The organism is Streptomyces sp. I05A-00742 (assembly GCF_013055795.1).
GTDB lineage: Bacteria > Actinomycetota > Actinomycetes > Streptomycetales > Streptomycetaceae > Streptomyces.
Genome location: NZ_JABETO010000005.1, coordinates 119,641 through 146,639, shown reverse-complemented (window position 1 = coordinate 146,639; position 26,999 = coordinate 119,641). Strand labels below are relative to the sequence as shown.

General features: G+C 72.9%; 25 protein-coding genes. 10 read left to right on the top strand and 15 right to left on the bottom strand.

The window, feature by feature from the left end:
* Window position 1: 1 nt before the first annotated feature.
* On the bottom strand, window positions 2–1,765 hold the full coding sequence (locus tag HN013_RS06850) for a biotin carboxylase N-terminal domain-containing protein (RefSeq protein WP_171164075.1): 1,764 nt from the start codon (window positions 1,763–1,765) through the stop codon (window positions 2–4).
* A 555-nt stretch (window positions 1,766–2,320) separates the two neighbouring features.
* Between HN013_RS06850 and HN013_RS06845 the strand changes: the two genes are divergently transcribed.
* The gene (locus HN013_RS06845) at window positions 2,321–2,794 is read left to right on the top strand and encodes a hypothetical protein (RefSeq protein WP_171164074.1); all 474 of its coding nucleotides are present in this window, start codon (window positions 2,321–2,323) and stop codon (window positions 2,792–2,794) included.
* A gap of 36 nt (window positions 2,795–2,830) precedes the next feature.
* On the opposite strand, the gene HN013_RS06840 is transcribed toward HN013_RS06845, so the two are convergent.
* From HN013_RS06840 to HN013_RS06825, 5 genes are all read right to left on the bottom strand, one after another.
* On the bottom strand, window positions 2,831–3,442 hold the full coding sequence (locus HN013_RS06840) for a nucleoside triphosphate pyrophosphatase (protein WP_171164072.1): 612 nt from the start codon (window positions 3,440–3,442) through the stop codon (window positions 2,831–2,833).
* Window positions 3,443–3,518: 76 nt separating this feature from the next.
* Window positions 3,519–4,982 carry a penicillin-binding protein 2 gene (locus tag HN013_RS06835; RefSeq protein ID WP_171164070.1) on the bottom strand — a complete coding sequence of 488 codons (1,464 nt, stop codon included), beginning with the start codon at window positions 4,980–4,982 and terminating at the stop codon, window positions 3,519–3,521.
* Window positions 4,983–5,109: 127 nt separating this feature from the next.
* Entirely contained in the window at window positions 5,110–5,238 is a 129-nt protein-coding gene (gene mmpB / locus HN013_RS33615; RefSeq protein ID WP_283247524.1) for a morphogenic membrane protein MmpB, read from the bottom strand.
* A gap of 79 nt (window positions 5,239–5,317) precedes the next feature.
* Window positions 5,318–5,527, bottom strand: coding sequence for an acyl-CoA carboxylase epsilon subunit (locus tag HN013_RS06830; RefSeq protein WP_171164068.1), 210 nt, complete (start codon window positions 5,525–5,527; stop codon window positions 5,318–5,320).
* Between the two features lie 82 nt (window positions 5,528–5,609).
* Window positions 5,610–7,253, bottom strand: a complete 1,644-nt coding sequence (locus tag HN013_RS06825) for an acyl-CoA carboxylase subunit beta (RefSeq protein WP_212764042.1) — start codon at window positions 7,251–7,253, stop codon at window positions 5,610–5,612.
* A 207-nt stretch (window positions 7,254–7,460) separates the two neighbouring features.
* Here HN013_RS06825 and HN013_RS06820 point away from each other — a divergent pair, with 207 nt between their 5' ends.
* The 7 genes from HN013_RS06820 to hutH all read left to right on the top strand — a co-directional run bounded on the left by HN013_RS06820 (window position 7,461) and on the right by hutH (window position 15,659).
* Entirely contained in the window at window positions 7,461–8,318 is an 858-nt protein-coding gene (locus HN013_RS06820; protein WP_171164066.1) for a biotin--[acetyl-CoA-carboxylase] ligase, read from the top strand.
* 91 nt (window positions 8,319–8,409) lie between these two features.
* Complete coding sequence (locus tag HN013_RS06815) at window positions 8,410–9,606, top strand: adenylate/guanylate cyclase domain-containing protein (RefSeq protein WP_171164064.1); 1,197 nt, start codon at window positions 8,410–8,412, stop codon at window positions 9,604–9,606.
* A 69-nt stretch (window positions 9,607–9,675) separates the two neighbouring features.
* The gene (locus HN013_RS33870) at window positions 9,676–10,938 is read left to right on the top strand and encodes a DUF4132 domain-containing protein (protein ID WP_171164063.1); all 1,263 of its coding nucleotides are present in this window, start codon (window positions 9,676–9,678) and stop codon (window positions 10,936–10,938) included.
* Between the two features lie 79 nt (window positions 10,939–11,017).
* Window positions 11,018–11,728, top strand: coding sequence for a ribonuclease H (locus tag HN013_RS06805; protein WP_171164061.1), 711 nt, complete (start codon window positions 11,018–11,020; stop codon window positions 11,726–11,728).
* A 126-nt stretch (window positions 11,729–11,854) separates the two neighbouring features.
* Window positions 11,855–12,655, top strand: a complete 801-nt coding sequence (locus tag HN013_RS06800; protein ID WP_171164059.1) for an enoyl-CoA hydratase/isomerase family protein — start codon at window positions 11,855–11,857, stop codon at window positions 12,653–12,655.
* A 199-nt stretch (window positions 12,656–12,854) separates the two neighbouring features.
* Entirely contained in the window at window positions 12,855–13,955 is a 1,101-nt protein-coding gene (locus tag HN013_RS06795; RefSeq protein WP_171164346.1) for a GGDEF domain-containing protein, read from the top strand.
* 150 nt (window positions 13,956–14,105) lie between these two features.
* On the top strand, window positions 14,106–15,659 hold the full coding sequence (gene hutH / locus HN013_RS06790) for a histidine ammonia-lyase (RefSeq protein WP_398978669.1): 1,554 nt from the start codon (window positions 14,106–14,108) through the stop codon (window positions 15,657–15,659).
* A gap of 15 nt (window positions 15,660–15,674) precedes the next feature.
* Here the strand turns inward: hutH and HN013_RS06785 are convergent, their stop codons facing one another.
* Window positions 15,675–15,977 carry a hypothetical protein gene (locus tag HN013_RS06785; protein ID WP_171164055.1) on the bottom strand — a complete coding sequence of 101 codons (303 nt, stop codon included), beginning with the start codon at window positions 15,975–15,977 and terminating at the stop codon, window positions 15,675–15,677.
* Window positions 15,978–16,339: 362 nt separating this feature from the next.
* On the opposite strand from HN013_RS06785, the gene HN013_RS06780 reads away from it, so the two are divergent.
* Both HN013_RS06780 and HN013_RS33865 read left to right on the top strand, forming a co-directional pair.
* Window positions 16,340–17,614, top strand: coding sequence for an Ig-like domain-containing protein (locus HN013_RS06780; protein ID WP_171164052.1), 1,275 nt, complete (start codon window positions 16,340–16,342; stop codon window positions 17,612–17,614).
* Between the two features lie 162 nt (window positions 17,615–17,776).
* Complete coding sequence (locus HN013_RS33865; RefSeq protein ID WP_171164050.1) at window positions 17,777–19,060, top strand: DUF2786 domain-containing protein; 1,284 nt, start codon at window positions 17,777–17,779, stop codon at window positions 19,058–19,060.
* 328 nt (window positions 19,061–19,388) lie between these two features.
* Here HN013_RS33865 and HN013_RS06770 read toward each other — a convergent pair whose 3' ends face one another.
* The 8 genes from HN013_RS06770 to HN013_RS06735 all read right to left on the bottom strand — a co-directional run bounded on the left by HN013_RS06770 (window position 19,389) and on the right by HN013_RS06735 (window position 26,774).
* Window positions 19,389–19,586: a hypothetical protein gene (locus HN013_RS06770; RefSeq protein ID WP_171164047.1), complete on the bottom strand. Its 198-nt coding sequence runs from the start codon at window positions 19,584–19,586 to the stop codon at window positions 19,389–19,391.
* A gap of 63 nt (window positions 19,587–19,649) precedes the next feature.
* On the bottom strand, window positions 19,650–21,050 hold the full coding sequence (locus HN013_RS06765) for a glutamine synthetase family protein (RefSeq protein WP_171164045.1): 1,401 nt from the start codon (window positions 21,048–21,050) through the stop codon (window positions 19,650–19,652).
* A complete protein-coding gene (locus HN013_RS06760; RefSeq protein ID WP_171164044.1) occupies window positions 21,050–22,546 on the bottom strand; it encodes an amino acid permease in 1,497 nt (498 codons plus the stop codon). Before HN013_RS06760 ends, HN013_RS06765 begins: the two co-directional genes overlap by 1 nt.
* 179 nt (window positions 22,547–22,725) lie before the next feature.
* Entirely contained in the window at window positions 22,726–23,781 is a 1,056-nt protein-coding gene (locus tag HN013_RS06755) for a hypothetical protein (RefSeq protein WP_171164042.1), read from the bottom strand.
* Window positions 23,781–24,221: a hypothetical protein gene (locus HN013_RS06750; RefSeq protein WP_171164040.1), complete on the bottom strand. Its 441-nt coding sequence runs from the start codon at window positions 24,219–24,221 to the stop codon at window positions 23,781–23,783. The genes HN013_RS06755 and HN013_RS06750 overlap by 1 nt, the downstream gene beginning before the upstream one ends.
* A gap of 106 nt (window positions 24,222–24,327) precedes the next feature.
* Window positions 24,328–25,602, bottom strand: a complete 1,275-nt coding sequence (locus HN013_RS06745; RefSeq protein WP_312018523.1) for a helix-turn-helix transcriptional regulator — start codon at window positions 25,600–25,602, stop codon at window positions 24,328–24,330.
* A gap of 247 nt (window positions 25,603–25,849) precedes the next feature.
* Window positions 25,850–26,122: a hypothetical protein gene (locus HN013_RS06740; protein ID WP_171164038.1), complete on the bottom strand. Its 273-nt coding sequence runs from the start codon at window positions 26,120–26,122 to the stop codon at window positions 25,850–25,852.
* A 130-nt stretch (window positions 26,123–26,252) separates the two neighbouring features.
* On the bottom strand, window positions 26,253–26,774 hold the full coding sequence (locus HN013_RS06735) for a hypothetical protein (protein ID WP_171164036.1): 522 nt from the start codon (window positions 26,772–26,774) through the stop codon (window positions 26,253–26,255).
* Window positions 26,775–26,999 lie beyond the last annotated feature (225 nt).

Below are 26,999 nucleotides of genomic sequence, written 5' to 3'. Positions count from 1 at the left end.
GTCAGTCCTTGATCTCGCAGATCACCGCTCCGGACGACACCGACGCGCCGATCTCCGCGGTGATGCCCTTGACCGTGCCCGCCCGGTGCGCGTTGATGGGCTGCTCCATCTTCATGGCCTCCAGGACGACGACCAGGTCACCGGCGTCGACCTGCTGGCCCTCCTCGACCGCGACCTTGACGATCGTGCCCTGCATGGGCGAGGTCAGCGCGTCGCCCGAGGCGGCCGAGCCGGCCTTCTTCGCCGCGCGGCGCTTGGGACGGGCCCCGCCCGCGGCGGCCGTGCGGGCGATGGTCATGCCCAGCGAGGACGGCAGGGAGACCTCCAGGCGCTTGCCGCCGACCTCGACCACCACGGTCTCGCGGCCGGGCGCCTCCTCCTCGTCCTCCGCCGCCGCACCCGCGAAGGGGGCGATGGTGTTGGTGAACTCGGTCTCGATCCAGCGGGTGTGCACCTTGAACGGGGTGCCGTCGGCGGGCGCGAACGCCGGGTCCGCGACCACCGCGCGGTGGAAGGGGATGGCCGTGGCCATGCCCTCGACCTGGAACTCGCCGAGCGCGCGGGCCGCGCGCTGGAGCGCCTGCTCCCGGGTGGCGCCGGTGACGATCAGCTTGGCCAGCAGGGAGTCCCAGGCCGGGCCGATGACGCTGCCGGCCTCGACGCCCGCGTCCAGGCGGACGCCCGGGCCGGAGGGCGCGTCGAAGCGGGTGACGGTGCCCGGGGCGGGCAGGAAGTTGCGGCCCGGGTCCTCGCCGTTGATGCGGAACTCGAACGAGTGACCCCGCAGCGGCGGGTCGTCGTAGCCGAGCTCCTCGCCGTCCGCGATGCGGAACATCTCGCGGACGAGGTCGAGGCCGCTGACCTCCTCGGTGACCGGGTGCTCGACCTGGAGCCGGGTGTTGACCTCCAGGAAGGAGATCGTGCCGTCCTGGCCCACCAGGAACTCGCACGTGCCCGCGCCCTCGTAGCCCGCCTCGCGCAGGATCGCCTTGGAGGCGCGGTAGAGCTCGGCGTTCTGCTCGTCGGTCAGGAACGGCGCGGGCGCCTCCTCGACGAGCTTCTGGTGGCGGCGCTGGAGGGAGCAGTCACGGGTGGAGACCACCACGACGTTGCCGTGCTTGTCGGCCAGACACTGGGTCTCGACGTGCCGGGGGCGGTCGAGGTAGCGCTCGACGAAGCACTCGCCGCGCCCGAAGGCGGCGACCGCCTCACGGACCGCGGAGTCGTAGAGCTCCGGGACCTCCTCCAGGGTGCGGGCGACCTTCAGACCGCGCCCGCCACCGCCGAAGGCGGCCTTGATGGCGATCGGCAGGCCGTTCTCCTCGGCGAACGCGACGACCTCGTCGGCCCCCGAGACCGGGTCGGCGGTGCCCGCGACCAGCGGCGCGCCGGCGCGCTGGGCGATGTGACGGGCCGCCACCTTGTCGCCCAGGTCGCGGATGGCGTGCGGGGGCGGGCCGATCCAGGTCAGCCCCGCGTCGATGACGGCCTGCGCGAACTCGGCGTTCTCGGAGAGGAAGCCGTAACCCGGGTGGATCGCGTCCGCCCCGGACTCCGCCGCCGCGGCAAGCACCTTGGCCATGTCGAGATAGCTGGCCGCAGGGGTGTCACCGCCCAGCGCGTACGCTTCATCGGCCACCCGGACATGCAGGGCGTCCCGGTCCGGATCGGCGTAGACCGCCACACTTGCGATCCCGGCGTCCCGGCACGCACGAGCAACGCGGACAGCGATTTCGCCACGATTGGCGATGAGCACCTTGCGCACGATGGCTCCCTCCTTGAAACAAGGTGAGTTTAGGTACTGGCGACACTCTGTGCCGACCCGACGTCGAGGGTGACCTTGCCCACACGGAGCGTGAGGCGAGCGCCCCGCGCATGCCGGAGACCCCTGATGTCCCACGGTACGCCGCCTCCACCGGAGCGCCGGTCGAATCTTGATGTGGTCAAGGTCTCGGCGAACGTCCGGGAGCGCCGGGGCGGAATCTTTGTGGAGTCCCTACGAACGGGCGACGGAAAGTTTGCGGTGCGGCCGTCCGGCCGGAGGGCGGGGCGGGGGTTTCTGAGGGCCCGGGAGGTTACCCGGGGGTAGGCCGGGAGTGGCGTGCGGGGTGGGAGAGGCCGCTGCGAGGGAGGTGTTGTGTGGGTCGGTCAACTGCCTTGGGGGCGAGCGGGATCGGGGCGCGGAGGTTCGGGGCCACGACTCGTACGCAGTCGGCGGTGGCCCGAAGTGCGTGCGAATTCCGGGGTGTTCCCGGGGGTGCCGGGCGCCCGGAACGTTCCGGTGCAGTGACCGATATGCCATGACATCGTTGAAGAAGTCATGATCAAGCGCATCGCAGCGGCCGTCGCCCTGGCCGGGGCCGCTCTCTCCGTGACCTCCGCCGCCACCGCGTCCGCCGCACCGCTGCCGCTGCCGCAGCCGAAGGGGCCCACGGCGAGCGCGGACGACGTCACCGCCCCGCCCGCGACCGACACCCCGAACGGGACGGACACCTCCCAGAAGTCGTCCGCTCGGCAGAAGACGACCGGCCAGCAGAAGACGACGGGCCGGCAGAAGGCGTCCGGTCAGCAGAAGCAGGGCGGGCAGCAGAAGGCGTCCGGTCAGCACAGGACGACCTCTCCCCAGCAGGCGTCCGGCCCGCAGAAGGCCCCCGCCGCGCCGCCCCAGGCGATGACCCCGCCGAAGAACCCGCCGACCAGCATCTACCCGGACGCCGTCAACGAACTGGGCAAGCTGAACGAGCTGAACCAGCTCAAGCAGGTCGGCCAGGTCACCGAGAAGCTGCCTCTTTGATCCCTCCGGCCACCGCGCCCGCGCGCGGTACGGGTGTCACACCCACAGATCGGTGATCGCGATCCCCTGCTCCGCCAGCAGCCCGCGGAGCAGCGGGAGGGACAGGCCGATCACATTCCCCGGGTCGCCGTCGATGCCCTCGACGAAGGGGGCGGAGCGGCCGTCCAGGGTGAAGGCTCCGGCGACGTACAGCGGTTCGCCGGAGGCCACGTAGGCGGCGATCTCGGCGTCGGTCGGCTCACCGAAGCGGACCGTCGTGGAGGCGGTCGCCGAGGTGCGACGGCCGGTCACCGTGTCGATCACACAGTGACCGGTCCGCAGCACACCGGAGCGTCCCCGCATGGACTTCCAGCGGGCCGTGGCGTCCTCGGCGTCGGCCGGCTTGCCGAGCGCCCGGCCGTCCAGCTCCAGCACCGAGTCGCAGCCGACCACGAGCGCCCCCGCGGCCTCGGGCCTGGCGGCGACCGCCGCGGCTTTGGCCTCGGCCAGCACCAGCGCCAGCGTCCCCGGGTCGGGGGCGGTGAGCGCGTCCTCGTCCACACCGCTCACGATCACCTCGGGGGCCAGCCCGGCCTGGCGCAGCAGGCCGAGGCGGGCGGGGGACTGGGAGGCGAGGACGAGGCGGCGGGCGGGCGTGGCAGCAGTCATACGGGCCAGGCTAAGGGACCCGTCCCGCCCGCCCGCTCCCGTCCACCCGCGCCGCGCCCTCCGTCCGGCCCGCGCGTCATTTCGCGAGCACGGCCTGCATGATCTTCTTCGCGATGGGCCCGGCGAGTCCGCCGCCCGACACGTCGTCCCGGTCGACCCCCGAGCCCTCCGGGTCGATGAAGACGGCCACCGCGACCGGGGAGCCGTCCGCCTTCTTGGCGTAGGAGACGAACCAGGCGTACGGAATCTTGCTGTTGTTGACGCCGTGCTGCGCGGTGCCCGTCTTGCCGCCGACGGTGACCCCGTCGATCAGCGCCGCCTTGCCGGTGCCCTCCTGGGCCGTGAACTCCATCATCCGCTGGACCTTCTTCGCGGTGTCCGGGGAGACGGCCTGCGTCATCTCCTCCGGCTGGTGCCGCTCGACCGTGGACAGGTCCGGCGCGCGCAGCGAGTCCACCAGGTACGGCTTCATCAGCTTGCCGTCGTTGGCGAGCGCCGCGGTCATCATGGCGATCTGGAAGGGCGTGGCGGCCAGGCTGCCCTGGCCGATGCCGGTGAGGGCGGTCTGCGGCCGGTTGGTGTCCTTCGGGTAGACGCTCTTGACGACCGAGACCGGCATGTAGAGGTCCTGGTTGAAGCCGAACTTCTCGGCCGTCTCGCGCATCTTGTCCTTGCCCAGCTCGGCGGCGATCTTGGCGAAGACGTTGTTGCACGAGTACTGCATCGCGACCTTGAGCGAGGCGTTGCGGCAGGGCGCGCTCTCGTTCTCGTTCTTCATCGGCGTCACCGTGTCCGGCAGGTTCCACGGGTACGGCGAGTCGGTCGGGGTGTCGATGTCGTGGTAGAGCCCGTGGTCCAGGGCGGCCGCGGCGGTGAGGATCTTGAAGGTGGAGCCCGCCGGGTACAGCTCCTTGATCGCCCGGTTGGAGAGCGGCTTGTCCTTGTCCTTCTCCAGCGCCTGCCACGCCTTGCTGCCCTTGTTGCTCTCCCCGGAGAAGACCGAGGGGTCGTAGGACGGCGTGGAGGCCATGGCGAGGATCTTGCCGGTGGAGGGCTCGATGGCCACGGCGGCGCCCTTGTACTTGGCCAGGCCCTCGTAGGCGGCCTTCTGGGCCTTCGGGTCGATGGTGGTGACCACGTCGCCCCCCTCGGCCCGCTTCCCGGTCAGCAGGTCGGCGGGGTTCCGGAGGGACAGCCGGTCGTCGGTGCCGGAGAGGAAGCGGTCGTAGACGTACTCCAGGTGGCTGTTGGCGTAGATCTGCGACGAGTAGCCGGTCACCGGGGCGTACATCGCCCCGTCCTTGTACGTGCGTTTGTACTTCAGGTCGCTCCCCGTCGTCGGCGCGGAGCCGGTGACGGGTTTGCCGCCGACGATGATGTCGCCGCGCGGCTGGGCGTAGGCGGCCATCTTCACCCGGCGGTTCTTGTCGTGATGGGCGAGCTCGTCGGCCTGGACGAACTGGACCCAGGTGCTCCGGACGAGCAGCGCCAGCACCAGGAGGCCGGTGAAGAGCGCTATGTGTCGTACGGGCTTGTTCATGGCGTGACCACTCCCCGGTTCGCGGTGATCCCCCGGAGGAGGATGCGGAACCGGGCGGTTTTGGTTGCGACCGGAACAAACCTGTGTGAAAGCTGTGGCTTCTGGGGTTTCCTCCTATGGGGCTTCCTCAGTGCACGCCGAGGACCAGAAACAGCACCACCATGCCGACGGCCAGCAAGATCCCGGCCCGCCGCAGCATGGCCTGGGCCTCGCGCAGCTCGTCGGGGGGTTTGTCGGACGGGTCGGACCACAGCACGCCCTCATGGTGCGGCCGACGCGCCCTTCCGGCCTGAGTACGGGTACTCAGGCCGTGGTGTGAGGCGCGTCTCGACGGCTCAGGCGGGCCAGTAGGACGTACGCCAGGACCGCGGTCCGGGGGCCGGCGCGCGCCGGGCCCGGGTCAGCCGGGCCGGGCTGGCCCACTCGGGGCGGACCTCCTCGTCGGGCGCGGCGGCGCCCGCCCCGGCCGCCGCACGGGCCTGGACCACCGCCAGTGCGGCGGCCAGCTCCTCGGGCGTGGGATTGCCGCGTAGCACCTTGATCACCTGAAGCTCCCTTCACGCTTCACGCGCCGGCCGCGCTGTCCGCGCTGTTCAGCGCCGGCGGCCCCCTTCGTACAGCCGATCGCTACAGCGGGATGTTCCCGTGCTTCTTGGGCGGCAACACCTCGCGCTTGTCACGCAGCGTGCGCAGGCCCTGGACGATGTGGCGGCGGGTGTCGGACGGCATGATCACCGCGTCCACGTAGCCGCGCTCGGCGGCCGTGTACGGGTTGAGCAGCGTGTCCTCGTAGTCGGCGATCAACCGGGCGCGCAGCTCCTCACGCTCCTCGTCCGACTCCGCGGCGGCCAGCGCCCGGCGGTGCAGGATGTTGACCGCGCCCTGGGCGCCCATGACGGCGATCTGGGCCGTCGGCCAGGCCAGGTTCAGGTCGGCGCCCAGGTGCTTGGAGCCCATCACGTCGTACGCCCCGCCGAACGCCTTGCGGGTGATCACCGTGATCAGCGGGACGGTGGCCTCCGCGTAGGCGTAGATCAGCTTGGCGCCGCGCCGGATGATGCCGTTGTACTCCTGGTCGGTGCCGGGCAGGAAGCCCGGGACGTCCACGAAGGTGAGCACCGGGACGTTGAACGCGTCGCAGGTGCGGACGAAACGGGCGGCCTTCTCACTGGCGTTGATGTCCAGGCAGCCGGCGAACTGCATCGGCTGGTTGGCGACGATGCCCACCGGCCGGCCCTCGACCCGGCCGAAGCCGGTGATGATGTTCGGCGCGAACAGGGCCTGGGTCTCCAGGAACTCGCCGTCGTCCAGCACGTGCTCGATGGCCGTGTGCATGTCGTACGGCTGGTTCGCCGAGTCCGGGATCAGCGTGTCCAGCTCGCGGTCGGTGTCCGAGACCCCCAGGTCGGCCTCGTCCGGGAAGGAGGGCGGCTCGGAGAGGTTGTTCGACGGCAGGTAGGAGAGCAGCGCCTTGACGTACTCGATGGCCTCCTTCTCGTCGCCCGCCATGTGGTGGGCCACGCCCGAGGTCGTGTTGTGCGTCCGCGCGCCGCCGAGCTCCTCGAAGCCGACGTCCTCACCGGTGACGGTCTTGATGACGTCCGGTCCCGTGATGAACATGTGCGAGGTCTGGTCGACCATCACCGTGAAGTCGGTGATCGCGGGGGAGTAGACCGCGCCGCCCGCGCAGGGGCCGACGATCAGGGAGATCTGCGGGATGACCCCGGAGCCGTGCACATTGCGGCGGAAGATCTCGGCGAACAGGCCGAGGGCCACCACGCCCTCCTGGATCCGGGCGCCGCCGCCGTCGTTGATGCCGACGACCGGGCAGCCGGTCTTCAGGGCGAAGTCCATCACCTTGACGATCTTCTCGCCGTAGACCTCGCCCAGCGAACCGCCGAAGATGGTGAAGTCCTGCGAGTACACGCAGACCGTCCGGCCGTCGACCGTGCCGTAGCCGGTGACGACGCCGTCCCCGTACGGCCGGTTCTTCTCGATGCCGAAGTTGGTGGACCGGTGGCGGGCGAACTCGTCGAGTTCGACGAACGACCCCTCGTCCAGCAGCAGCTCGACCCGCTCCCGGGCGGTCAGCTTGCCCTTGGCGTGCTGCTTCTCCACCGCCCTCGCGGAACCGGCGTGCGTCGCCTCGTCGATCCTGCGCCGGAGATCGGCGAGCTTGCCCGCGGTGGTGTGGATATCGATGCTGTCGGCCCTGCCGACGCTCTCGGCGTCGGCACGGCGATCGGCGGACTGGGCGGCTGACTCGGACATCGGGCTGCGGCTCCTGTGTGTCCTGAGGTGGTCGGTGGTCCGGGATGCGTGGGAGTGGGAAAGGGTGGGCGACGGCGTGCACGGGACGTCCGTGAACCGGCGGTGTGCGAGGGCCGGATCAAGGGCTACCGGGTCGTAGCGTATCGGCGCGGATGCGTTCCGGCAGTGCGGCGTTGGCCACACCCGCGGGGCTTCTAGGCTGGCGGCATGACACCGCCCGACACCTCCGGAAGCCGCTGGTCCGACCTGGACCGGCCCCCGCTGAACGCCCCCGCGCTGCGGCGCGCGCTGGTGCGCCCCGACGGGCTGTGGACCTCCCTCGACGTGGTCGCGAACACCGGCTCCACCAACACCGACCTCGCCGCGGCCGACGGGCCCGAGGGCGCGGTGCTGGTCGCCGAGGAGCAGTCCGCGGCGCGCGGTCGGCTGGACCGCACCTGGTCGGCGCCGCCCCGCTCGGGCCTGTTCTTCTCCGTCCGGCTCACCCCGGGCCCGGACGTACCGGCCGACCGCTGGGGCTGGCTGCCGCTGCTGGCGGGCGTCGCCACCGCCTCCGCCCTGGCCCGGGCCGCCGGCGTCGACACGTCCCTGAAGTGGCCCAACGACCTCCTGGTCACAGTCGACGGCGTGGAGCGCAAGACCGGCGGCATCCTCGCCGAACGGGCCGGCGACTCGGTCGTCGTCGGCATCGGCGTCAACGTCTCGCTGCGCGCCGCCGAACTCCCCGTGCCCACCGCCGGTTCCCTGGCCCTCGCCGGCGCCGGGCGGCTCGACCGCGACCCGCTGCTGCGCGCCGTGCTGAGGTCCCTGGAGGACTGGTACACCACCTGGCGCGGCGTCGGCGGCGACTCGGCGGCCTGCCGGCTCCATGAGGCGTACACGGCCGGCTGCGCCACGCTGGGCCGCACGGTACGGGCCGAACTGCCCGGTGACCGGGCACTGGTCGGGGAGGCCGTGGCGGTGGACGGGGACGGCCGGCTGGTGCTCGCCACGGCCGACGGGGTGCAGCAGCCGGTGGACGCCGGCGACATCGTCCATCTGCGTCCGGCGTCGTCGGAAGAGTGAGCTAGGGCACACCTGCCGTATCGTTGTGCCCGGAAAGCGAGCGAGCGGCGATCGGCAGGGCAGTGCGCACGGATCGGACAGGGGGCGGGCGGTGACCGCCGACGGTGGGGGAACCTCCCGTGCCGTTGAGGCCGCGGGGGCTGAGGGTGCTGACGGGGAAGAGCGGGCCGCGCAAGGGGCCGGCGCCCCGGACCGGACGGGGAACGCGCGGACCGAAGGGCCCGCGGAGATCGACTCCGCCGGGGAAGAGGGCGGCGACCCGCTCGCCCTCCGGCTGGAGGCGCTGATCCTCGGCGCCGAGCGGCGGTACACCCCCTTCCAGGCCGCCCGTGCCGCGGGCGTCTCCATGGACCTGGCCGCCCGCTTCTGGCGCGCCATGGGCTTCGCCGACATCGGCCAGGCCAAGGCGCTCACCGAGGCGGACGTCCTCGCCCTGCGCCGGCTGGCCGGTCTGGTCGAGGCGGGGCTGCTGAGTGAGCCGATGGCCGTCCAGGTGGCCCGTTCCACCGGCCAGACCACGGCCCGGCTCGCCGACTGGCAGATCGACTCCTTCCTGGAGGGCCTGACCGAGCCTCAGGAGCCGGGTCTCACCCGGGCGGAGATCACCTATCCGCTGGTCGAGCTGCTCCTGCCCGAGCTGGAGGAGTTCCTCGTCTACGTCTGGCGGCGCCAGCTCGCCGCCGCGACGGGCCGGGTCGTCCAGGCCCAGGACGACGCGGAGATGGTCGACCGCAGGCTGGCCGTCGGCTTCGCCGACCTGGTCGGCTTCACCCGGCTGACCCGGCGGCTGGAGGAGGAGGAGCTCGGCGAACTCGTCGAGGCGTTCGAGACCACGGCCGCGGACCTGGTCGCCGCGCACGGCGGCCGGCTCATCAAGACCCTCGGCGACGAGGTCCTGTACGCGGCCGACGACGCGGGGACGGCCGCGGAGATCGGCCTGCGGCTGATCGAGACCCTCACCCACGACGAGACCATGCCCGAGCTGCGGGTGGGTATCGCCTTCGGCACGGTGACGACGCGCATGGGCGACGTCTTCGGGACGACGGTGAACCTGGCGAGCCGGCTGACGTCGATAGCGCCGAAGGACTCGGTGCTGGTCGACGGCGCCCTGGCGCAGGAGCTCATGCGCCACGGGGACGCGCCCAAGTCCGAGGCGGAGGTGGCGTCCGGCGCGGACGGCGAGGGCGCGGCCGGGTACCGGTTCGCGCTGCAGCCGATGTGGCAGCGTCCGGTGCGCGGGCTGGGCGTGGTGGAGCCGTGGCTGCTGGCGCGGCGGGACGGGAAGTAGCCGGCGGCCGCGTCCGTCCCGCAGGCCGCTCGGGGGCCGTTGTCAGTGGGCGCTGCCAGAATCTGCCGTGTGAAGGTACGAGCTGAGGACCTGCTGGAGCCCGGCAACGCCTGGGCGCGCCGTATGCGGCCCCGGGTGGCCGGGCTGCCCCCGGAGCTGACCGATCTGGTGCACCACCTCGCCGCCTGCGGCGAGTTCTGGACCTGGCGCTGCAAGACCGACGGCCCGTGGAAGCGGCGGACCAAGGCGCTGCTGAAGGCGCCCGGCGCCCGCGCCCTGGTGTGCGACGCGGTCCGCGAACTGGCCGCGGGCGGCTCGCTCCACGACCGGACCGACCCCCATGCCCCCCTGGAGTGGCTGAGTTCCACGCCCACCCGCGATCTGGCCGTCGGCTTCACGCTGGCGGCCGGATACCTGGGTGGCAAGGGCGCCGGGCCGGAGGAGATACAGGCGCTCGCCGGGGAGCTGATGGCGGTGGGCCGCAAGAACTCGGCCGCGCTGGACGGTTTCCACCTGCGCGACGACGAGCTCGCGGGCGCGGCCTTCACAGCGCTCGGCGACCTCTCCGCCATGGACGCGCTCTGGACGCTGCACCGGGAGGTGCCCGGGCACTCGCACTGCCACAGGGCCCTGGTGAGGGCGGTCAAGAAGACCGCCACGCGGCTCGGCGTCCCGCCGCACCGGCTGGCCGAACGGACCGTTCCGGCGCACGGTCTCGGGCCCGACGGCACGGTGCTGCTCGCTCCGCGCGGCCGGGGCGCGGTGTGGGTCAACGTCCCGTACGAGGCGCTGATCTCCCTCGGTGCGACCGGCCGCGTCACCGTGGACTGGACCGACATCGGAGGCGACGGCGCCACGACCCGTACCGTCGGCCCGTTCCGCTCGCCGCGCGGCTTCAAGGAGAGGTATCTGGAGCACAACGTGGACGCGGCGCGGCTCCACGCCCAGGGGATCGAGAAGACGTTCGGGGAGGAACGGCTGCGACTGCGCGCCCTGTTGGGCGAGGACCGCACGTGGACGTACGCGGAGTGGGCCCGTTACTACCGGGACCACCCGGTCACGGGCGTCGTGGCCCGGGGGCTGGTCTGGGAGCACGAGGGGCCGGACGGCATCTGGACCGCCGGGCTCCCGGCGGCCGGCGGGGGCTTCACGGGCCTCGACGGCACGGTCCACGACGGCATACCGGACGCCGCGGCCGTACGGCTCTGGAGGCCGGGGCGGGCCGCGGCGGAACCCGCGGACGCGGTGCGGTCGTTCCTGGCCGGGCGCGGGGTGTGGCAGCCGTTCGACCAGGCGGGGGCGGAGGTGGAGGCGGTTCCGGTGGCGGGGTGACGTGGCGCGGGTGGCTTCTCGGGGGCGTGGAGCACCGGTCCGGTCCCGGCACCGGTCCGTGCCTGACATCATCGGAGGCATGCTCGATCGCATCATCGCCGCTTGTGACGGCGCTTCGAAGGGGAATCCCGGGCCGGCCGCCTGGGCGTGGGTGGTGGCCGGCTCCGAGGGGCGGCCGGAGCGGTGGGAGGCCGGTCCGCTGGGCCGGGCGACCAACAACATCGCGGAGCTCACGGCGTTGGAGCGGCTGCTGGAGGCCACCGACCCGGAGGTCCCGGTCGAGGTCCGCCTGGACTCGCAGTACGCGATGAACGCCGTGACCAAGTGGCTCCCGGGGTGGAAGCGGAACGGCTGGAAGACCGCCGCCGGGAAGCCGGTCGCCAACCAGGACCTGGTCCGGAGCATCGACGGGCTGCTGGCCGGCCGCGCGGTCGAGTTCCGCTACGTTCCGGCGCACCAGGTGGGCGGCGACCCGCTGAACGCGATCGCCGACCAGGCCGCGAGCGACGCCGCGGTCTCCCAGCGGGCCGCGGGCACCGCCCACGGCGACCTGGACCTCCCCGTGCCGGACCTGACCCGCGCCGCGCCGCCGAAGCCGCGGCGGGCCGGCGGGGCGGGGGAGGGCGCGGCCGCCGCCGGGAAGTCCGCGAAGGGCGGGCGCGGGGCGCTCAAGGCGAAGTTCCCCGGCCGGTGTTCCTGCGGCAAGTCCTACGCGGCGGGCGAGCCCATCGCCAAGAACCCGCAGGGCTGGGGCCACGTCGCCTGCCGGGTCGGCCCGGCGGGGGACTGACGGCGGACCGCGTCCCGGCAGGTCCGGACCAGGTCCGGACCTGCCGGGCAACCCCCTCCGGGTATGGCACGCGCCACGGCGGTCGGTGCATGATCGGGGCCACAGCCGAGGAGAGGGTGAGATCGCGTGAGCGAACAGCGCTTTGGTGAGTGGGTCGCCGTCCGCACGCATGAGGACGGCCATGTCGCCGAGCTCGTGCTCGACCGGCCGAAGGCCATGAACGCGGTGTCCACGGAGCTGGGCCGCTCGATCGCGGAGGCGACCGCCGCGCTCGCCGCCGACCGGGCCGTCCGCGCCGTCGTCCTGACCTCCACGCACGAGCGGGCCTTCTGTGTGGGCGCCGACCTCAAGGAGCGCAACTCCTTCACCGACGCCGACCTGTCGCGCCAGCGCCCGCACGCCCGCGCCGCCTACACCGGCGTCCTGGACCTGCCCGTGCCGGCCATCGCCGCCGTGCACGGCTTCGCCCTCGGCGGCGGGTTCGAACTCGCGCTGTCCTGCGACATCATCGTGGCGGACGAGACCGCCGTGGTCGGCCTCCCCGAAGTGTCGGTCGGCGTGATCCCCGGCGGGGGCGGCACCCAGCTGCTGCCGCGCCGGGTCGGCGCCGCCCGCGCCGCCGAGCTGATCTTCAGCGCGCGCCGTGTTCCGGCCGCCGAGGCACGGGAGTTGGGCCTCGTGGACCGGCTGGTGCCGGCGGGGCAGGACCGCGACGAGGCGCTGGCCCTCGCCGCCCGGATCGCCGCCCACTCGCCCGTCGGCCTGCGCGCGGCCAAGCGCGCCCTGCGGCTGGGGCACGGCCTGGACCTGCGGGCCGGGCTGGAGGTCGAGGACGCCGCCTGGCGCACCGTGGCCTTCTCCGGGGACCGCGCGGAGGGCGTCGCGGCGTTCAACGAGAAGCGGACCCCGGACTGGCCGGGGGAGTGACGGACGCCGGACGACCGGGGGACGCGGGAGGGAAGCGGGACGACGCGGCCTGTGAGGGATCCCCGCGAGGCGGAACGAGCGCACCATTCCTACGCTGGATTGCGAGGGCTGCGCACAGCGGTGGAATGTGAGGGCTCGGGTGGCTGGTGACGCGGATCGTGACGACCGCCTGTCCGCCGTGGTGGAGCTGGCACAGGCGATGGCGGCGGCGCATTCCCCCCTCGACGGGGTGGCCGCCGCCGCGGAGGGCGCCCTGCGCGCCCTGCACGGCTGTTTCGCCGCGGTCTCGGTCTGGGAGCGCGAGCGTGGCCGGCTGCGGGTCCTGGTGAACGCGGGGGAGCGCGGTTCCGACGAGGAACGGTTCCCCGCCGACGAGTCGTACCCCGTGCACAACTTCCCCGAGGTCGCCGAGTTCCTGCACGAGGAGTGGGTGGGCGGCCGGCCGCACGCCTGGGTGGAGAGCCTGGAGCGGCCGGCATCGGCGGGGGACTCCTCCCCGGCGCCCCACCGGATCGAGGTGCTGCGCCGCCGGCACCGGGGCAGCTGTGTGATCGCCCCCATCGTGCTGCACGGCCGGGCCTGGGGCGAGCTGTACGTGGCGCGGCCCCTGGGAGCGCCGGTCTTCGGCCGCGCGGACGCCGACTTCGCCACCGTCCTGGCCGCCGTCACCGCGGCCGGCATCGTGCAGAACGAGCGCCTGGAGGAGGCCCGCAGGCTCGCCTACACCGATCCGCTGACCGGTCTGGGCAACCGCCGCGCGGTCGACGCGCGGCTGGACGAGGCGGTCGAGCGGCATCTCGCGGACGGCACCGTCGTCAGCCTGGTCGTCTGCGACCTCAACGGACTCAAGCGGGTCAACGACACCCTCGGCCACGCCCAGGGCGACCGGCTGCTGGAGCGGTTCGGCTCGCTCCTGTCCCTGTGCGGGGCCCGGCTGCCCGGGGCGCTCGCGGCCCGCCTGGGCGGCGACGAGTTCTGCCTGCTGACCGTCGGCCCGCCGGCCGACGAGGTGGTCCGGGCGGCCGAGGAACTGTGCCTGCGCGCCCGCCGGTTGGAGCTCGGCGAGGGCGTCGCCTGCGGCATCGCCTCCACGGGCGACCCCATCGGACCGGTCCGTACGGCCCGCCGGCTGTTCCGCCTCGCCGACGCGGCGCAGTACCGCGCGAAGGCCGCCGGCGCCGAGAAACCGGTCGTCGCGGGGCGTGACGGCGGCCGCGAGGACCCGGTCGTCCGCCTCGCCGACCGCCCGCCGGAGCCGCCGCGCACCGAGCGGCGCAGGATCCGCGGGCGACGGCCGTAGGAGCCCTGCTCGGACCCTGTGGAGGCGGTGCGGCATGCCCCGGCCCCCGTCGGCGTTGGACTGGACAGCCGGCGAAGCCGACGGAACGGCCACATGTCATCCACCTAGTGACAGAAGGCGATTCAGTCTCTAGGGTGCCTGAATATGGATATGCAGATGCGCGCAGTCACCGACGTGGTGGTGGGAACCTCCGGAACGACCGCGGACGACGTGATCGCCGTGGCGCGCCACGACGCGCGCGTCGTCGTGTCCCCCGAGGCCCTGGCCGCCGTCGCCGCGTCCCGGCAGATCGTGGAGGACCTGGCCGCCAAGCCGGACCCCGTCTACGGCGTCTCCACCGGCTTCGGCGCCCTCGCCGTCCGCCACATCAGCCCCGAGCTGCGTGCACAGCTCCAGCGCAACATCGTGCGCTCGCACGCCGCCGGCATGGGCCCGCGGGTGGAGCGGGAGGTCGTCCGCGCGCTGATGTTCCTGCGCCTCAAGACCCTCGCCTCCGGGCGCACGGGCGTCCGCCCGCTGGTGATCGAGACCATGGCCGCGCTGCTCAACGCCGGGATCACCCCCGTCGTCCACGAATACGGGTCGCTCGGCTGCTCCGGCGACCTGGCGCCGCTCTCGCACTGCGCGCTCACGCTCATGGGCGAGGGCGAGGCGGAGGGCCCGGACGGCGTCGTCGCCCCGGCCGCCCAGCTGCTCGCCGCGCACGGCATCGAGCCCGTCGAGCTCCGGGAGAAGGAGGGGCTGGCCCTCCTCAACGGGACCGACGGCATGCTCGGCATGCTCGTCATGGCCTGCGCCGACCTCTCCCGCCTCATCACCTCCGCGGACATCACCGCCGCGCTCTCCCTGGAAGCCCTGCTCGGCTCCGAGAAGGTCCTCGCCCCCGAGCTGCACACCATCCGCCCGCACCCCGGGCAGGGCACCAGCGCCGACAACATGCTGCGGGTGCTGGGCGGTTCGGGGATGACCGGACACCATCAGGACGACGCGCCGCGCGTCCAGGACGCGTACTCGATCCGCTGCGCGCCCCAGGTGGCCGGCGCGGGCCGCGACACCCTCGCGCACGCCCGGCTGGTCGCCGACCGGGAGCTGGCGGCGGCCGTCGACAACCCCGTCGTGCTCCCCGACGGCCGCGTCGAGTCCAACGGCAACTTCCACGGCGCGCCCGTCGCGTACGTCCTCGACTTCCTGGCGATCGCCGCCGCCGACCTGGCCTCCATCGCGGAGCGGCGCACCGACCGGCTGCTCGACAAGAACCGTTCGCACGGCCTGCCGCCGTTCCTGGCGGCCGACCCCGGGGTCGACTCCGGCCTCATGATCGCCCAGTACACGCAGGCGGCCCTGGTCAGCGAGATGAAGCGGCTGGCCGTCCCCGCGTCGGTCGACTCGATCCCGTCCTCGGCGATGCAGGAGGACCACGTCTCCATGGGCTGGTCGGCGGCGCGCAAGCTGCGGACCGCCCTGGGGGCCCTCACCCGGGTGATCGCCGTGGAGCTGGTGGCCGCCACCCGCGCCGTCGAGCTGCGGACCGGTCTGACGCCGTCCCCGGCCACGGCGGCGGTGCTGCGCGCGGTGCGCGAGGCGGGCGTGGAGGGGCCGGGGGAGGACCGGTTCCTCGCTCCCGATCTGGCGGCGGCCGAGGCGTTCGTCCGGTCCGGGCGGCTCGTGGCGGCCGTGGAGCCGGTGACGGGTCCGCTGGGCTGAGCCCGAAGGGCCCGGTCAGCGCCCCGCCGTCCGCGACCGCCGGACGGCGCCGGTGACCAGGGCCCCTCCGGCCGTCATAAAGGCGAGACCGCCGTAGACGTACGGCGTGGTGTCCACGCTGCCGGAGTCCGCGAGCCGCTGTCCGCCGCCGCGCGCCTGCCCGGCGCCCTGCGGGTCCGCCCGGTGGGCCGCGACGCCGGTGGGGCGTGCGGACGGTTCGGGGTGCCCGGTCGTCGCGTTCGCGGCCGGCACCAGCCAGCCCGCGCACAGCAGCACCCCGGCGGCGACAGCGGTCAGCAGCGGGCGGCGAGCGGTCACGGAGCATCCCCTCGGCAGCGGCGGAGATCAGGGGCCGGCGTTCCTTGCCGGCTCCGCACGGGCCCCGGCCGAACAGATGTTAGTGATACGCACGGGCGGTGGGGAAGGCGTGGCACCGCCCCGGCCCCCGCCGTCGCGGATTCACCGGGACCCCGGCTTGGGCGCAGGCGCCCCGAGGGTCTTTACTGGCGTGGTCTTCCCCACACTTTCCGCAAGGGTGGAACGGGCGAATCGGGTCAGGCGTTCCCTAGCAGTAGCCGGGACCGATGGGGCATGCGCGGTACGCCCCGGTACTGCCGGGGGAGGCCGGGGGCGGAGAGCTGCTCCCATGGCCCGGTTCGGGGATTTCGGGGTCCAGAGCGATGGAGATGCGTGTGATGAAGGACGGCAAGTGCCGCAAGGGCCTGGTGGCCGCGGCCGCCGTGCTCGGTGGTGTGCTCACCCTCGCCGCCTGCGGCGGAGGCGGCGACGACGGCAAGGGCGGCGGCTCCGGCAAGGAGAAGACGCAGCAGAACGTCGATGCCGCGGCCGCGAAGGACGCCTCCAAGGCACAGATCAAGATCACGCCCAAGGGTGGTACGGCGAACGCGGGCGTCAGCGCGGATGCCGTCGAGGTCACCGTCAGCGACGGTGAACTCACGAGCGTCAAGATGACGGACGCGAAGGGTCGCCCGGTCGAGGGTTCCCTCTCGGCGGACAAGAAGAGCTGGAAGCTCAAGAACAATCTGGAGCGGTCCTCCAAGTACAAGATCGTCGCCGAGGCGAAGGACGACAAGGACCGCCGGGCCACGGAGCACTCCTCGTTCTCCACGGTCTCGCCGGACAACAGCTTCATCGGCTCCTTCACCCCGGAGGACGGGCAGAAGGTCGGCGTCGGCATGCCGGTCTCGATCAACTTCGACAAGCCGATCAAGGACCGCAAGGCCGTCCAGTCCCACATCAACGTGACGTCCAGCAGCGGCCAGCAGGTCGTCGGCCACTGGTTCAACGACCAGCGCCTGGACTTCCGTCCGCAGGACTACTGGAAGGCCAACTCCGAGGTCACCCTCAAGATGGACCTGGACAACGTCATGGCCGCCCCGGGCATCAAGGGCATCCAGAAGAAGACGGTCAAGTTCCACGTCGGCTACTCGCAGGTCTCCACGGTGGACGCCAAGACCCACCAGATGACCGTGGTGCGCGACGGCAAGGTCATCAAGACCATCCCGATCTCGGCGGGCAGCCCCTCCAACCCCACCTACAACGGCCGGATGGTGATCTCGGAGAAGTTCGTCGAGACCCGTATGGACGGCTCCACGGTGGGCTTCTCCAAGGCCGACGGCAAGGGCGAGTACGACATCAAGGACGTCCCGCACGCGATGCGGCTGTCCACGTCGGGCACGTTCATCCACGGCAACTACTGGGGCCGCGGCATCTTCGGCAGTGAGAACACCAGCCACGGCTGCGTCGGTCTGCAGGACAAGCAGGGCGCCGACGACCCGAACACCCCGGGCGCCTGGTTCTTCAAGAACTCCCAGATCGGTGACGTCGTCGTGGTGAAGAACTCCGACGACAAGACCATCTCCCCGGACAACGGCCTCAACGGCTGGAACATGAGCTGGCAGGACTGGATCAAGGGCAGCGCGACCGGCGCCTGATCCCCGTCCGAGCCTGTCGTCACGACCCCCTTCCGCCGGGCGGCGGCCGCGACCGCGGCCGCCGCCCGGCGGCGTCGCACCACCGGCACCGGCACGGCCGGAGAACCACCGGCACGGCCGGAGAACCACCGGCACGGCCGGACGAGAACGAGGAAGACCCCCGTGGGCAAGCGCAGCAGCGGCCGTGAGCGGCCCGAGGAGACCGCGCTTCGGCAGGCCGTCGAGGCGGCCGTGCGCCGCCTCCGCGCGCTCGCCGCGGAAGCCGGCCCCGGCGGGGCCGACGTCGAGGACGCCGCCTACGCCGACGCCTCCGCCCTCGCCGCCGCGCCCGAAGGACCGGAAGCCGTCGGACGGGCGCTGCTGGCCGTGGCCGCCGCCGAGCTCCGGAGCGCGTGGGAGCGCGGCTGGCAGCCCGCCGACGTCGTCCGGCCGGTCCGCCGGGACGCGTCGCCCGCCGCACTCCGCTTCGTCCTCGACGCCGTGGCGGCGGAGGCCCGCCGCTACGACGCCCGGACGCTCGACCCGCACTGGGCCGGGCAGCTCCGCGAGCTGGACGCCGCGGTGTGGTGGCCGGACGACGGCGCGTACCTGGACGCCTTCGCGCGACGCGAGCGCCTCAGCCGCTTCGAGACCGTCGCCCTCGCGCTCGACGCCCTGCGCATCGTCGCCTCCCTGCCGTACATCGGCGCCGTCGGCCCGCTCCCCGGCGCCGCCGCACCCGCCGGCCCGGGCGGCCGTACCGCCGCCGTCGAGCCGAAGACGCTCGCCCGGATCCGGGCGCTGCTCGCCAAGGCCGAGTCGACGGACTTCCCCGACGAGGCCGAGGCGTTCTCCGCCAAGGCGCAGGAGCTCATGGCGCGCCACTCGCTCGACGACGCGCTGCTCGCGGCCGCCGGAGCCGGGCCTTCCGGTGACGGACCCTCCGGTGCGGGACCGGGAGCCCGCAGGCTCGGGGTCGAGGGCCCGTACGAGTCCGCGAAGGCCCTCCTCCTGAGCGCCGTCGCCGGGGCCAACCACTGCCACGCGGTGTGGTCGGGCGAGTACGGCTTCTCCACCGTCGTCGGCTTCGACGCCGACCTGGAGCTGGTCGAGCTGATGTACACCTCCCTCCTGGTCCAGGCGGACGCCGCCATGCTCCGGGCCGCCGACGCCTACCACCGCGGCGGGCGCGGGCGCCGCACCCGGGACTTCCGCGAGTCCTTCCTGATCGCCTACGCCGCCCGGATCGGCGACCGGCTCTCTGCCGCCGCCCGGGACGTGACCGCCCGGGAGACCCGCCCGGAAGTCCTGCCCGTGCTCGCCGCCCGCGACGTCGCCGTCGGCGAGACGGCCGGCCGGCTCTTCCCCGAGACCACCTCGCACCGGCTGCGCGGCCGTGACGCGGAGGGCTGGGCGCGGGGCACGGAGGCGGCCGACGCGGCGCGGCTGGGGCGTCCGGCGGGCTGACGTCCGGGCTTGCGGCGGCAGTTGGCGGCGCGCGACCCGGTCGTCGGCGCGCGCCCGGGTGGGGAACGCGACGAGCGGAACGTGACGGACGGTCACGGCACGGAGCAACGGCGGGTACGGCACCCCGGACGGCGCGCCCGGGCCGCTCCCGCCGCCGGACGAGCCGGACCGGGGAACGGCCGCCCGGGATCACCGCCCGGGCGCCGCCGCCAGCCGGTCCGCCGCCGTGTACGGGTCGCCCAGCCGGTCCCCGAGGTGGGCGGCGACGACCTCCGCCGCGCCGCGTACCACGCCTCGCGGGTGCGGGGGTCGGCGAACTGCGGTTCGCTCAGCCGCATGCCCGGGCGGTGGTGGACAGCGGCCGGATCGAACACCGGCCGCTGTCCACCCCTTCGCCGGGCACCGGCAGCAGCGTGCGCGGCAGGTCCTGGCCCGCGCGCGTCTCCTCGTCCGGCGGGGCCTGCGGGACGACGGCGGTGCCCGGCCACGGGCCGTACCGGAACCCCTCCCAGGGCGTCACCGCCACGCCGTCGTCCCTCCCGCCGCGCCGCCCCGCCACCTGCCGGGGACGGGGTTCCTCAGCGGAACCCTAGGCGCTTTCGAACCACCGGTGCAGCTCGGCCTCGGTGACCGCCTCCGCGTCCACCGCGTCGCCCAGCGCCTCCAGTTCGACCTCGGCGGCGCGGGCGTAGTGCTCGACGACGCCGTCGGCGAGCAACTTCCGGCCCAGGGCCCCCTTGCGGAACGCGTCCAGGGCCTCGGCCAGGGTGGCCGGGACCGGCGGGGCGTCCTGCGCGTAGGCGCTGCCCTCTGCGGCGGGCGGCGGTTCGAGCGTGTGGTCGATGCCGTGCTCGATGGCCGCCAGGGCGGCGGTGAGAGCCAGGTACGGGTTCGCGTCGGCGCCCGGCAGCCGGATCTCCAGGTGCAGGCCGCGACCGCGGCCGACGACGCGGACGGCACAGGTCCGGTTGTCGAAGCCCCAGGTGAAGCCGGTCGGGGCGAAGCTCTCGGACGCGTACCTGCGGTAGGAGTTGACGTTCGGCGCGTACAGGGGCGCCAGTTCGGGGAGGACGGTCAGCAGCCCCGCGACGGCGTGCCGGGCCAGGGCGGACGGCTTGCCGTCCGGGTCCGGCAGCACCGGCTCGTCGTCGGACCACAGGGACAGGTGGAGGTGGAGGCCGCTGCCCACCCCGGGGTCCGGGACCGCCATGAACGTGGGCGCCAGCCCGGCCCGGGTCCCCACGTGCCGCACGGCGTGCTTGAAGAGCGTGTGCCCGTCGCACGCCGACAGCGGCTCCCCGTAGGGGAAGGTGATCTCCACCTGGCCGGGCCCGGCCTCGGTCTTGACGGCCTCGACCGGCAGGCCCGCGCCGCCGAGCGCCGACTGGAGCCGCCGCAGGAACCGGTCCGTGCGACTGTCGTGGTCGAGGGAGAGGTCAAGGTTGCGGGAGGTGACGGGCCGCAGGCCGCGCCGACCGTCCAGGGCCCGGTCGTAGGGCCCCCGGTAGAGGACGAACTCCGTCTCCAGCCCGGTCTTGGCGGTCAGACCGCGGTCCGCGAGCCGGGCGAGCTGCCGGCGCAGCATCTCCCGGGGGGCCACCGGGACGGGCCGGCCGTCGATGGTCGCGTCGGTGTGGATCAGCGCGGTCCCCGGCCACCAGGGGAGCACCCGGACGGCGTCCGGGTCGGCGCTCACGTGCAGGTCGCCGTAGCCGGTGTCCCAGGAGGCCAGGGCGTACCCGGGCAGCGGGCGCATGTCGACGTCGGTCGCGAGCACGTAGGCGCACATGTCCGAGCCCTTGTCGACGACCGAGTGGAGGAAGTGACCGGCGTCGTAGCGCTTGCCCTTGAGCCGTCCCTGCATGTCGACGAGGGCCAGGGCCACGGTCCGGACGCGGCCCTGGTGGATCTCCTCGCGCAGGGCGTCGAGGGTGAGCCGGCCGTGCTGCGGGGTCGGGGGGTGGCTGTCCCCCGCGGTGGAGCGGGTCATCAGACGATGTCCTCCATCAGCTGGGTGCCGCGGGCCGAGGTGTCGTAGGTCGGCGTCGTGAGGGAGCTGCGCGCGAACGGGTACCACGCGGTGGCCAGCAGCAGCGCGGCGACCAGCGCGACGGCGGCGTAGTTCATGGACTCGACGGTGACCGGGCTGGTCTGCGGCAGGCAGAACAGCACGGTGGCGAACGCCACCCAGATGACGGCTATCCAGCCGACGGGACGGCTCCACCGGCCCAGGTTCCAGGGCCCCGGGGTGAACCGCTCGGGGTGGCGCAGCCGCAGGAAGACGGGGATGACGTAGGACGGCGTGATGCCGATGACGTTGATGGCCGTCACGGCGGTGTAGGCGGTGGTGGAGTACAGCGACGGCAGGGCGAGGACGAAGGGGCCGATGACCGCCAGCCACACCGCCGGGTACGGGGTCTGCGTCTTGCTGCTGACCCGGCGCCACAGCCGGGAGCCCGGCAGCGCGCCGTCGCGGCTGAACGCGAACGTCATCCGGCTGGCCGACGCGATGCCCGCGTTGGCGCAGAACAGCTGGGCACCGATGACGATCAGCAGCAGGAACGTCGCGCCGTCGTTGCCCAGGGCGTCGATGAAGATCTGCGCGGGCGGCACCGCCGCCTCCGTCGTGGCGGCGTAGTCCGAGATGGCGAAGGTCAGACCGGCCAGCAGGATGAAGCCCGCGATCCACGAGACCCAGATCGAGCGCACCATGCCGCGGGGGGCGGCCGTCGAGGCGTTGGCGGTCTCCTCCGTGAGGTGCGCCGACGCGTCGTAGCCGGTGAACGTGTACTGGGCCAGCAGCAGCCCGAGCGCCGTCACGTACAGCGGGTTGTCCCAGCCGGTGTTGTTCACGAAGTGGGTGAAGACGAACGAGGGCGACTGGTGGCTGTCCGGCGCGATCCACAGCACCAGGACGATGATGGCCACACCGAGCAGGTGCCACCAGACGCTGACCGAGTTGAGGAACGACACCATCCGCACGCCGAAGAGGTTCAGCACCCCGAAGACGAGGAGGATGACGCCGAAGATCAGCAGGGTCGACTCGGGCGTCGGCTCGTAGTCGAACTGCAACTGCAGCAGCGCGCCGATGAACTGGGCCGCGCCGTAGCCGCTGCCCGCGATGCTGCCGAGCAGACCCAGCAGGTTGACCCAGCCGGTGTAGTAGCCCCAGCGGCGCCCGCCGAGCCGGTTGGCCATGTAGAACATGGCCCCCGAGGTGGGATAGGCGCTGGTGACCTCGGCCAGCGCCATGCCGATGAAGAGCACCATCAGGCCGACGCCGGCCCAGCCCCACATCATCACCGACGGACCGCCGGTGGACAGCCCGAACCCGTAGAGGGTCATGCAGCCGGACAGCACCGAGATGATGCTGAAGCTGATGGCGAAGTTGCCGAAACCGCCCATGCGCCGCGCCAGCACCGGCTGGTAGCCGAGGTCCCGCAGCCGCTCGCCCTCGTCGGGCTGTGCGACACGGTCCGGCCCCATTCCTGCTCGTGATCTCGACGTATAGGACACAGGACTACCTCCGAAGCGCTGAACAGGATGGGTCGTGGCCGAACGGGAAGGCCGTGGGGACGCGTGGCGCGGCGATCCACGGAACGTCGTGCGGACAAAGGGATTTCGAGGCCGGCCGGTTCGAGGCCGGCGGAGCCGGGTCGCGCCGCTCAGCGGCGCGGGCCCCCGCGCGGATCACCGTGGACGGGGGCACCGCACTGGGCGCGGGCCCGGACGATCCACTCCGTCGCGGCGTCCTCGGCCGGCCGGCGGGGGTCGTCCGCGCGGTACACCCAGGGGCGGGTGGCGGCGGACGGGCCCATCGCCGTGAACACCCGGGCGGCGGCGTCGAACCGGTGGGCCGCCCATAAGGCGTGGGCCAGATGGCTCAGGTCGAGCACGGAGAGGGACGGGTGCCCGGCCGGTTCCACCACGTCGAACCAGTCGTGCAGGGCGCGTTCGGCGTCCTGCACCGCGTAGTCACCGGCCCAGTACATGTCCAGCTCCCGGCCCGGGCCGTGCTGGTCGCGCCAGAGCCCGACGCGGACGTACAGGGGGAGGACCAGCAGCGCCGAACCGCGCGGGGCCCGGTCGAGCGCCCAGCGGACGAACTGGTGCGCCTGCCCCCAGGAGCCGTCGGCCCGTGAGGCCATCAGCGCCATCATGCGGTGGTACGCCTCACGGTTCCCCGGGTCGCGCCGCTCCACCTGCCCCAGCACGTCCCACGGGCCGGTGGCCAGCAGGGGGTCGGGGGACGGCAGCCGGTGCTCGGGGACCTCCTGGCGCTCGTCCAGCTGAGCCAGGGCCAGCAGACACACCCAGGGCACGGGATCCGCCGGGGCCGTGTACGCCGCGACGCGGCAGGCCTCGATCGCCTCTTCCCACAGCCCCAGGACGTCCGGGTGGCCCATGCGGTGGGCGCGTGCCGTCCGTTCCACCGCCACCCGCGCGTGCATCACCGACGCGTCGGCGCTGTCCGGTTCCTCCGCGCGCCACGCCCGCACCACGTCGGTCCCGGCGGCCGCCGCCCCCAGCACCTGGGTGCGGGCGACCCACTGGCCCCAGCCGAGGGAGCGGTCCGTCCGCGCGAGCAGGTCCCGCATCGACAGCCAGCGTCCCGCCGGCAGGTCCAGCAGCACCATCCGCAGGTCGGCGTCCAGGCCGGCGGGGTCGAAGCGCAGCCGCACCTCACCCCGGCCCGGCGTGCCACGTGAGCTCAGCGCCATCAGGAATCCACTTCCTCCGCGAGCTCCTGCCGTTCCCTGCGCGCCCGGCCGAGCGCCCGCCGCAGCGCGTCCGGGCGCAGCGGGGAGCGGGGGGCGGCGGGAAGGACGTGCCAGTGCAGTCCGGGAGGCGTGGTGGCGTCGGCGGACGGTACGAGGACGTGGCACCGCTGCCCGAGCGGCACGGTTCCGGGCTCCTCCCAGCGGGCCGCGGTGCCCACCGGTACGAGGAAGTACATACGGGGCTCCGGCCCTTCGGGGTCCAGGATCACCGGTCCGACCGGCTCACCGGTCTCCCGGAGGATCCCGATCGCACGTCGGCCGATCACCTCCACCGCGCGCACGGCGTCCCACCATTCCCCGGCCGAGCACAGGTGAGGGCCATCGCCGATGGGCATCCAGCGCGGTGGGAGGGGACGAGCCGCCGGATTGGCGCTGGACATGGAATGGTCTCCTCACCACAACTGTGGGAGACCATTCCACCTGGCAGGTATCCGCGTGCGGACAGATTGTCCGCGTGTCCTCCGGCGGGGCCTCTTGACGTGGAACTTAGAACGCCCCAATTCCCGCCCAACTCGCGAACGAGGCAAGTTCATTGGGGGGATTTGCATCCATTCGCAACAGGGCCGCGGTGGTCTCCCGGACGGACGGGTGGAACCGCGTGTGGTTCGGCGCGACCTTGCGCGCCCGCTTGAGGGCGGAGAACGCCCCGGACCTGTCGCCCGCGGCGAGCTTCGCCGAGGCCACGTCGATGCAGTGGTGGCTCGACCGCTCACCCGCCGTGGCCGCGGGGGGAGTCCACTCCCCGCCGGGGGCCGGCGACCACTCGGCCAGCCGCGCCAGGGCCCGTTCGGTGTCGCCCGTGACGATCAGCGTGTGCAGCTCGTGGATGCGGACGTTCGTCGGTCCGAACGACATCTCGTACGCGGGGGAGTCGTGGCCGCCGGCCGCCCGCGCCACCTCGTCCGCCTCCCGCAGCCGGGCGTGCGCCCGTTCGGGGCTGTTCTCGCGTGCCTCCAGCACCGCGAGCTTCAGCAGCACCGCTCCGTCGACGGCGAGGGCGTCGACCGCGCTCTTCGGCGAGTGGTCCGGACGCAGTCGTTCCAGTTCGGCGCGCAGGGAGGTGAGTTGACGCCTCGCCGGGGCGTAGGCGTTGTGGCGGAGCATCGCCCCGGCGACCAGATAACCGGCGGTGATCCGCATCAGTGGGTCGCCGGACAGGTCCGCGGCCCACCGCACTCGTTCGAGCGCTGTGTGCGACAGGTCGTGATGGCCCGTTTTGTGTGCCAGGGAGTTCACCGCCCGGTAGGCGCGGGCCAGATGGCGGAATGCCTCGTGCCGGTTCTTCCCGTCGGCATCGAGTGCGATATGGGTCAACTCCGTGATGACTGCCGCCAACAGAGGTCCCATCGGGACGTAACGGGCGTCGCGTCGCAGGGCCGTCACCTGGTCGACCTCCGAGGCGAGCACCGGCAGCGGGCGGGGCGCGATGTCCAGACCGTCGGGGGTGTCGTAGCACAGCAGGACGCGGCGCAGTTCTGGAATCACGGCGTGCACACCGTCGTCGGATTCCGGTTCTCCGTAGTACGGCTTCCCGGTGAGGGCTTCCGGCCCCAGGTGCAGCGCCTTCGCCAGCGCCAGGACGAGGGCGGGCGACGGCTTCCGCTTCCCCGACTCCAACTTCTGGACATAGCTGGGGGAGATGGCAACCTTCTGCGCCAACTGGGCGGCGGACAGCCTGCGTGCCCGGCGGGCGATGCGCAGGCGGTCCCCCGGGGTCAGCCGATGACTCAACGGTGGGCTGGTCGCGTCGTGATGAAGCACTCGGCTCAGATTACGGAACGGGAGTTCGAGTTCGCAGCACGTGGGGGCGGCTTCGTCGACCGTTCCGGACTTCTTCATCGTTCGTCAATGGCCCACTTCGCCGGAAGTCCGGCTCTTCGCCCGTATCTGATCCTCCGGCTCGTCAGGTCCTTCGCCCGCCCGGTGATGGTTCGGGCGGGCGAAGGGGGCGGACGGGTGGCGGGCGGGACAGTGTGAAGGGGAGTCCCGCCCGCCACCCGCCGCCGGTTCAGGTGACCAGGTGCGCCGCCTGCCAGGCGAGGATGCCGTGGGCGAACGTGCACATGGTCCAGCCGGTGGCGCCGCGGGCCCCGTGGCGGACCACCTCCGCCCAGCCGGCCGCGAGCAGGAGCGCGGAGAGGCCCCAGAAGACCCAGGCCGTGACGTACCAGAACGTGGCCAGGTCGGTGAGGAACGTCAGGCAGATGGTGGGGACCAGGGCCAGGAGCGCGAGGGCCCAGGTGCCTTCGCTCGCCTTGTCGTCGGCTTCCGGGGACGTCATGGCTCTCCTCCGTGTCCCTGTGGTTGCTGTTATGGGTCGTGCGGTGCGGTGCCGGGGGTCGCTGGGGCGGTCGGGGGCGTGGGGGGCGGTCGGGGGCCGTGGGGGAAGTGCCCTCGGCCGCCCCGTTCACTCAGCTCTTGGCCGCCGCTTCCTTTTCCGGAGCGACGCCGACGTTGTGGAAGTGCCAGTAGACGTCGTAGAGCTGGACGCCGACGGTCGCCGTCCTGATCAGTGCCTTGCTCCACCAGGGCAGGCCGTTGTACCACTTCTTGAACTTGGAGTAGGAGCCCTTGACGGCCTTGGCGAAGCCGCCGATCTTCTTCAGGACCTTCCAGATCTTCCCCCAGTTCACCTGGAGCGCCTGGGCCGACTGGCCCTCGGCGACGGCCTGCAGGTCGGCGAGTTCCTCGGTGTCGAGGGACTGGAGCAGCTCCTGGACCTCCGCTTCATCGCTGTCGAGCAGCGACTGGGCGGCCTCCTGGGCCTCCTCCGGGGTAATGACGTGCAGATCCTCCGGGGTGGGGTCGTCGATGCCGGCGACGACCGTCCGCCGGTTGTCCTCGGTCGCGGCGAGCGCGGTGGGGGCGGCGACGCCGATGGTGACGGCGGCGAGCGCGGTGATGCCCGCTGAGCGGAGCGTTGTGCGCTTCACGTATACTCCTTGCGTGGTATGCCGGGGAAGAAGGCATGCGGGCGTTCCGGTGTTGGTTGCAGCCGATCGGAACGTTCGCCGCCTTCTTCCCCGTCTTCATATCCGGCCCGATCTGGGGGACTTGACTTGACCGGATGGGGTGCCTGTGACGCTAGCTCACTGCTATGACGATGACCCAGAGGGCGGCGCCGTGGGGAAGCTCACGGGCCGGCGCGGAACGGATGT

What these genes read in the sequence shown, in the direction of transcription:
- HN013_RS06755 (WP_171164042.1), bottom strand. Translation starts at nt 23,781, where the DNA reads ATGGCGCTGAGCTCACGTGGCACGCCGGGCCGGGGTGAGGTGCGGCTG.
- HN013_RS06825 (WP_212764042.1), bottom strand. Translation starts at nt 7,253, where the DNA reads ATGTCCGAGTCAGCCGCCCAGTCCGCCGATCGCCGTGCCGACGCCGAG.
- HN013_RS06795 (WP_171164346.1), top strand. Translation starts at nt 12,855, where the DNA reads ATGGCGGCGGCGCATTCCCCCCTCGACGGGGTGGCCGCCGCCGCGGAG.
- HN013_RS06820 (WP_171164066.1), top strand. Translation starts at nt 7,461, where the DNA reads ATGACACCGCCCGACACCTCCGGAAGCCGCTGGTCCGACCTGGACCGG.
- HN013_RS06765 (WP_171164045.1), bottom strand. Translation starts at nt 21,050, where the DNA reads ATGACCCGCTCCACCGCGGGGGACAGCCACCCCCCGACCCCGCAGCAC.
- HN013_RS06780 (WP_171164052.1), top strand. Translation starts at nt 16,340, where the DNA reads ATGGAGATGCGTGTGATGAAGGACGGCAAGTGCCGCAAGGGCCTGGTG.
- HN013_RS06845 (WP_171164074.1), top strand. Translation starts at nt 2,321, where the DNA reads ATGATCAAGCGCATCGCAGCGGCCGTCGCCCTGGCCGGGGCCGCTCTC.
- HN013_RS06805 (WP_171164061.1), top strand. Translation starts at nt 11,018, where the DNA reads ATGCTCGATCGCATCATCGCCGCTTGTGACGGCGCTTCGAAGGGGAAT.
- HN013_RS06740 (WP_171164038.1), bottom strand. Translation starts at nt 26,122, where the DNA reads ATGACGTCCCCGGAAGCCGACGACAAGGCGAGCGAAGGCACCTGGGCC.
- HN013_RS06840 (WP_171164072.1), bottom strand. Translation starts at nt 3,442, where the DNA reads ATGACTGCTGCCACGCCCGCCCGCCGCCTCGTCCTCGCCTCCCAGTCC.
- HN013_RS06750 (WP_171164040.1), bottom strand. Translation starts at nt 24,221, where the DNA reads ATGTCCAGCGCCAATCCGGCGGCTCGTCCCCTCCCACCGCGCTGGATG.
- HN013_RS06835 (WP_171164070.1), bottom strand. Translation starts at nt 4,982, where the DNA reads ATGAACAAGCCCGTACGACACATAGCGCTCTTCACCGGCCTCCTGGTG.
- HN013_RS06760 (WP_171164044.1), bottom strand. Translation starts at nt 22,546, where the DNA reads ATGGGGCCGGACCGTGTCGCACAGCCCGACGAGGGCGAGCGGCTGCGG.
- hutH (WP_398978669.1), top strand. Translation starts at nt 14,106, where the DNA reads ATGCAGATGCGCGCAGTCACCGACGTGGTGGTGGGAACCTCCGGAACG.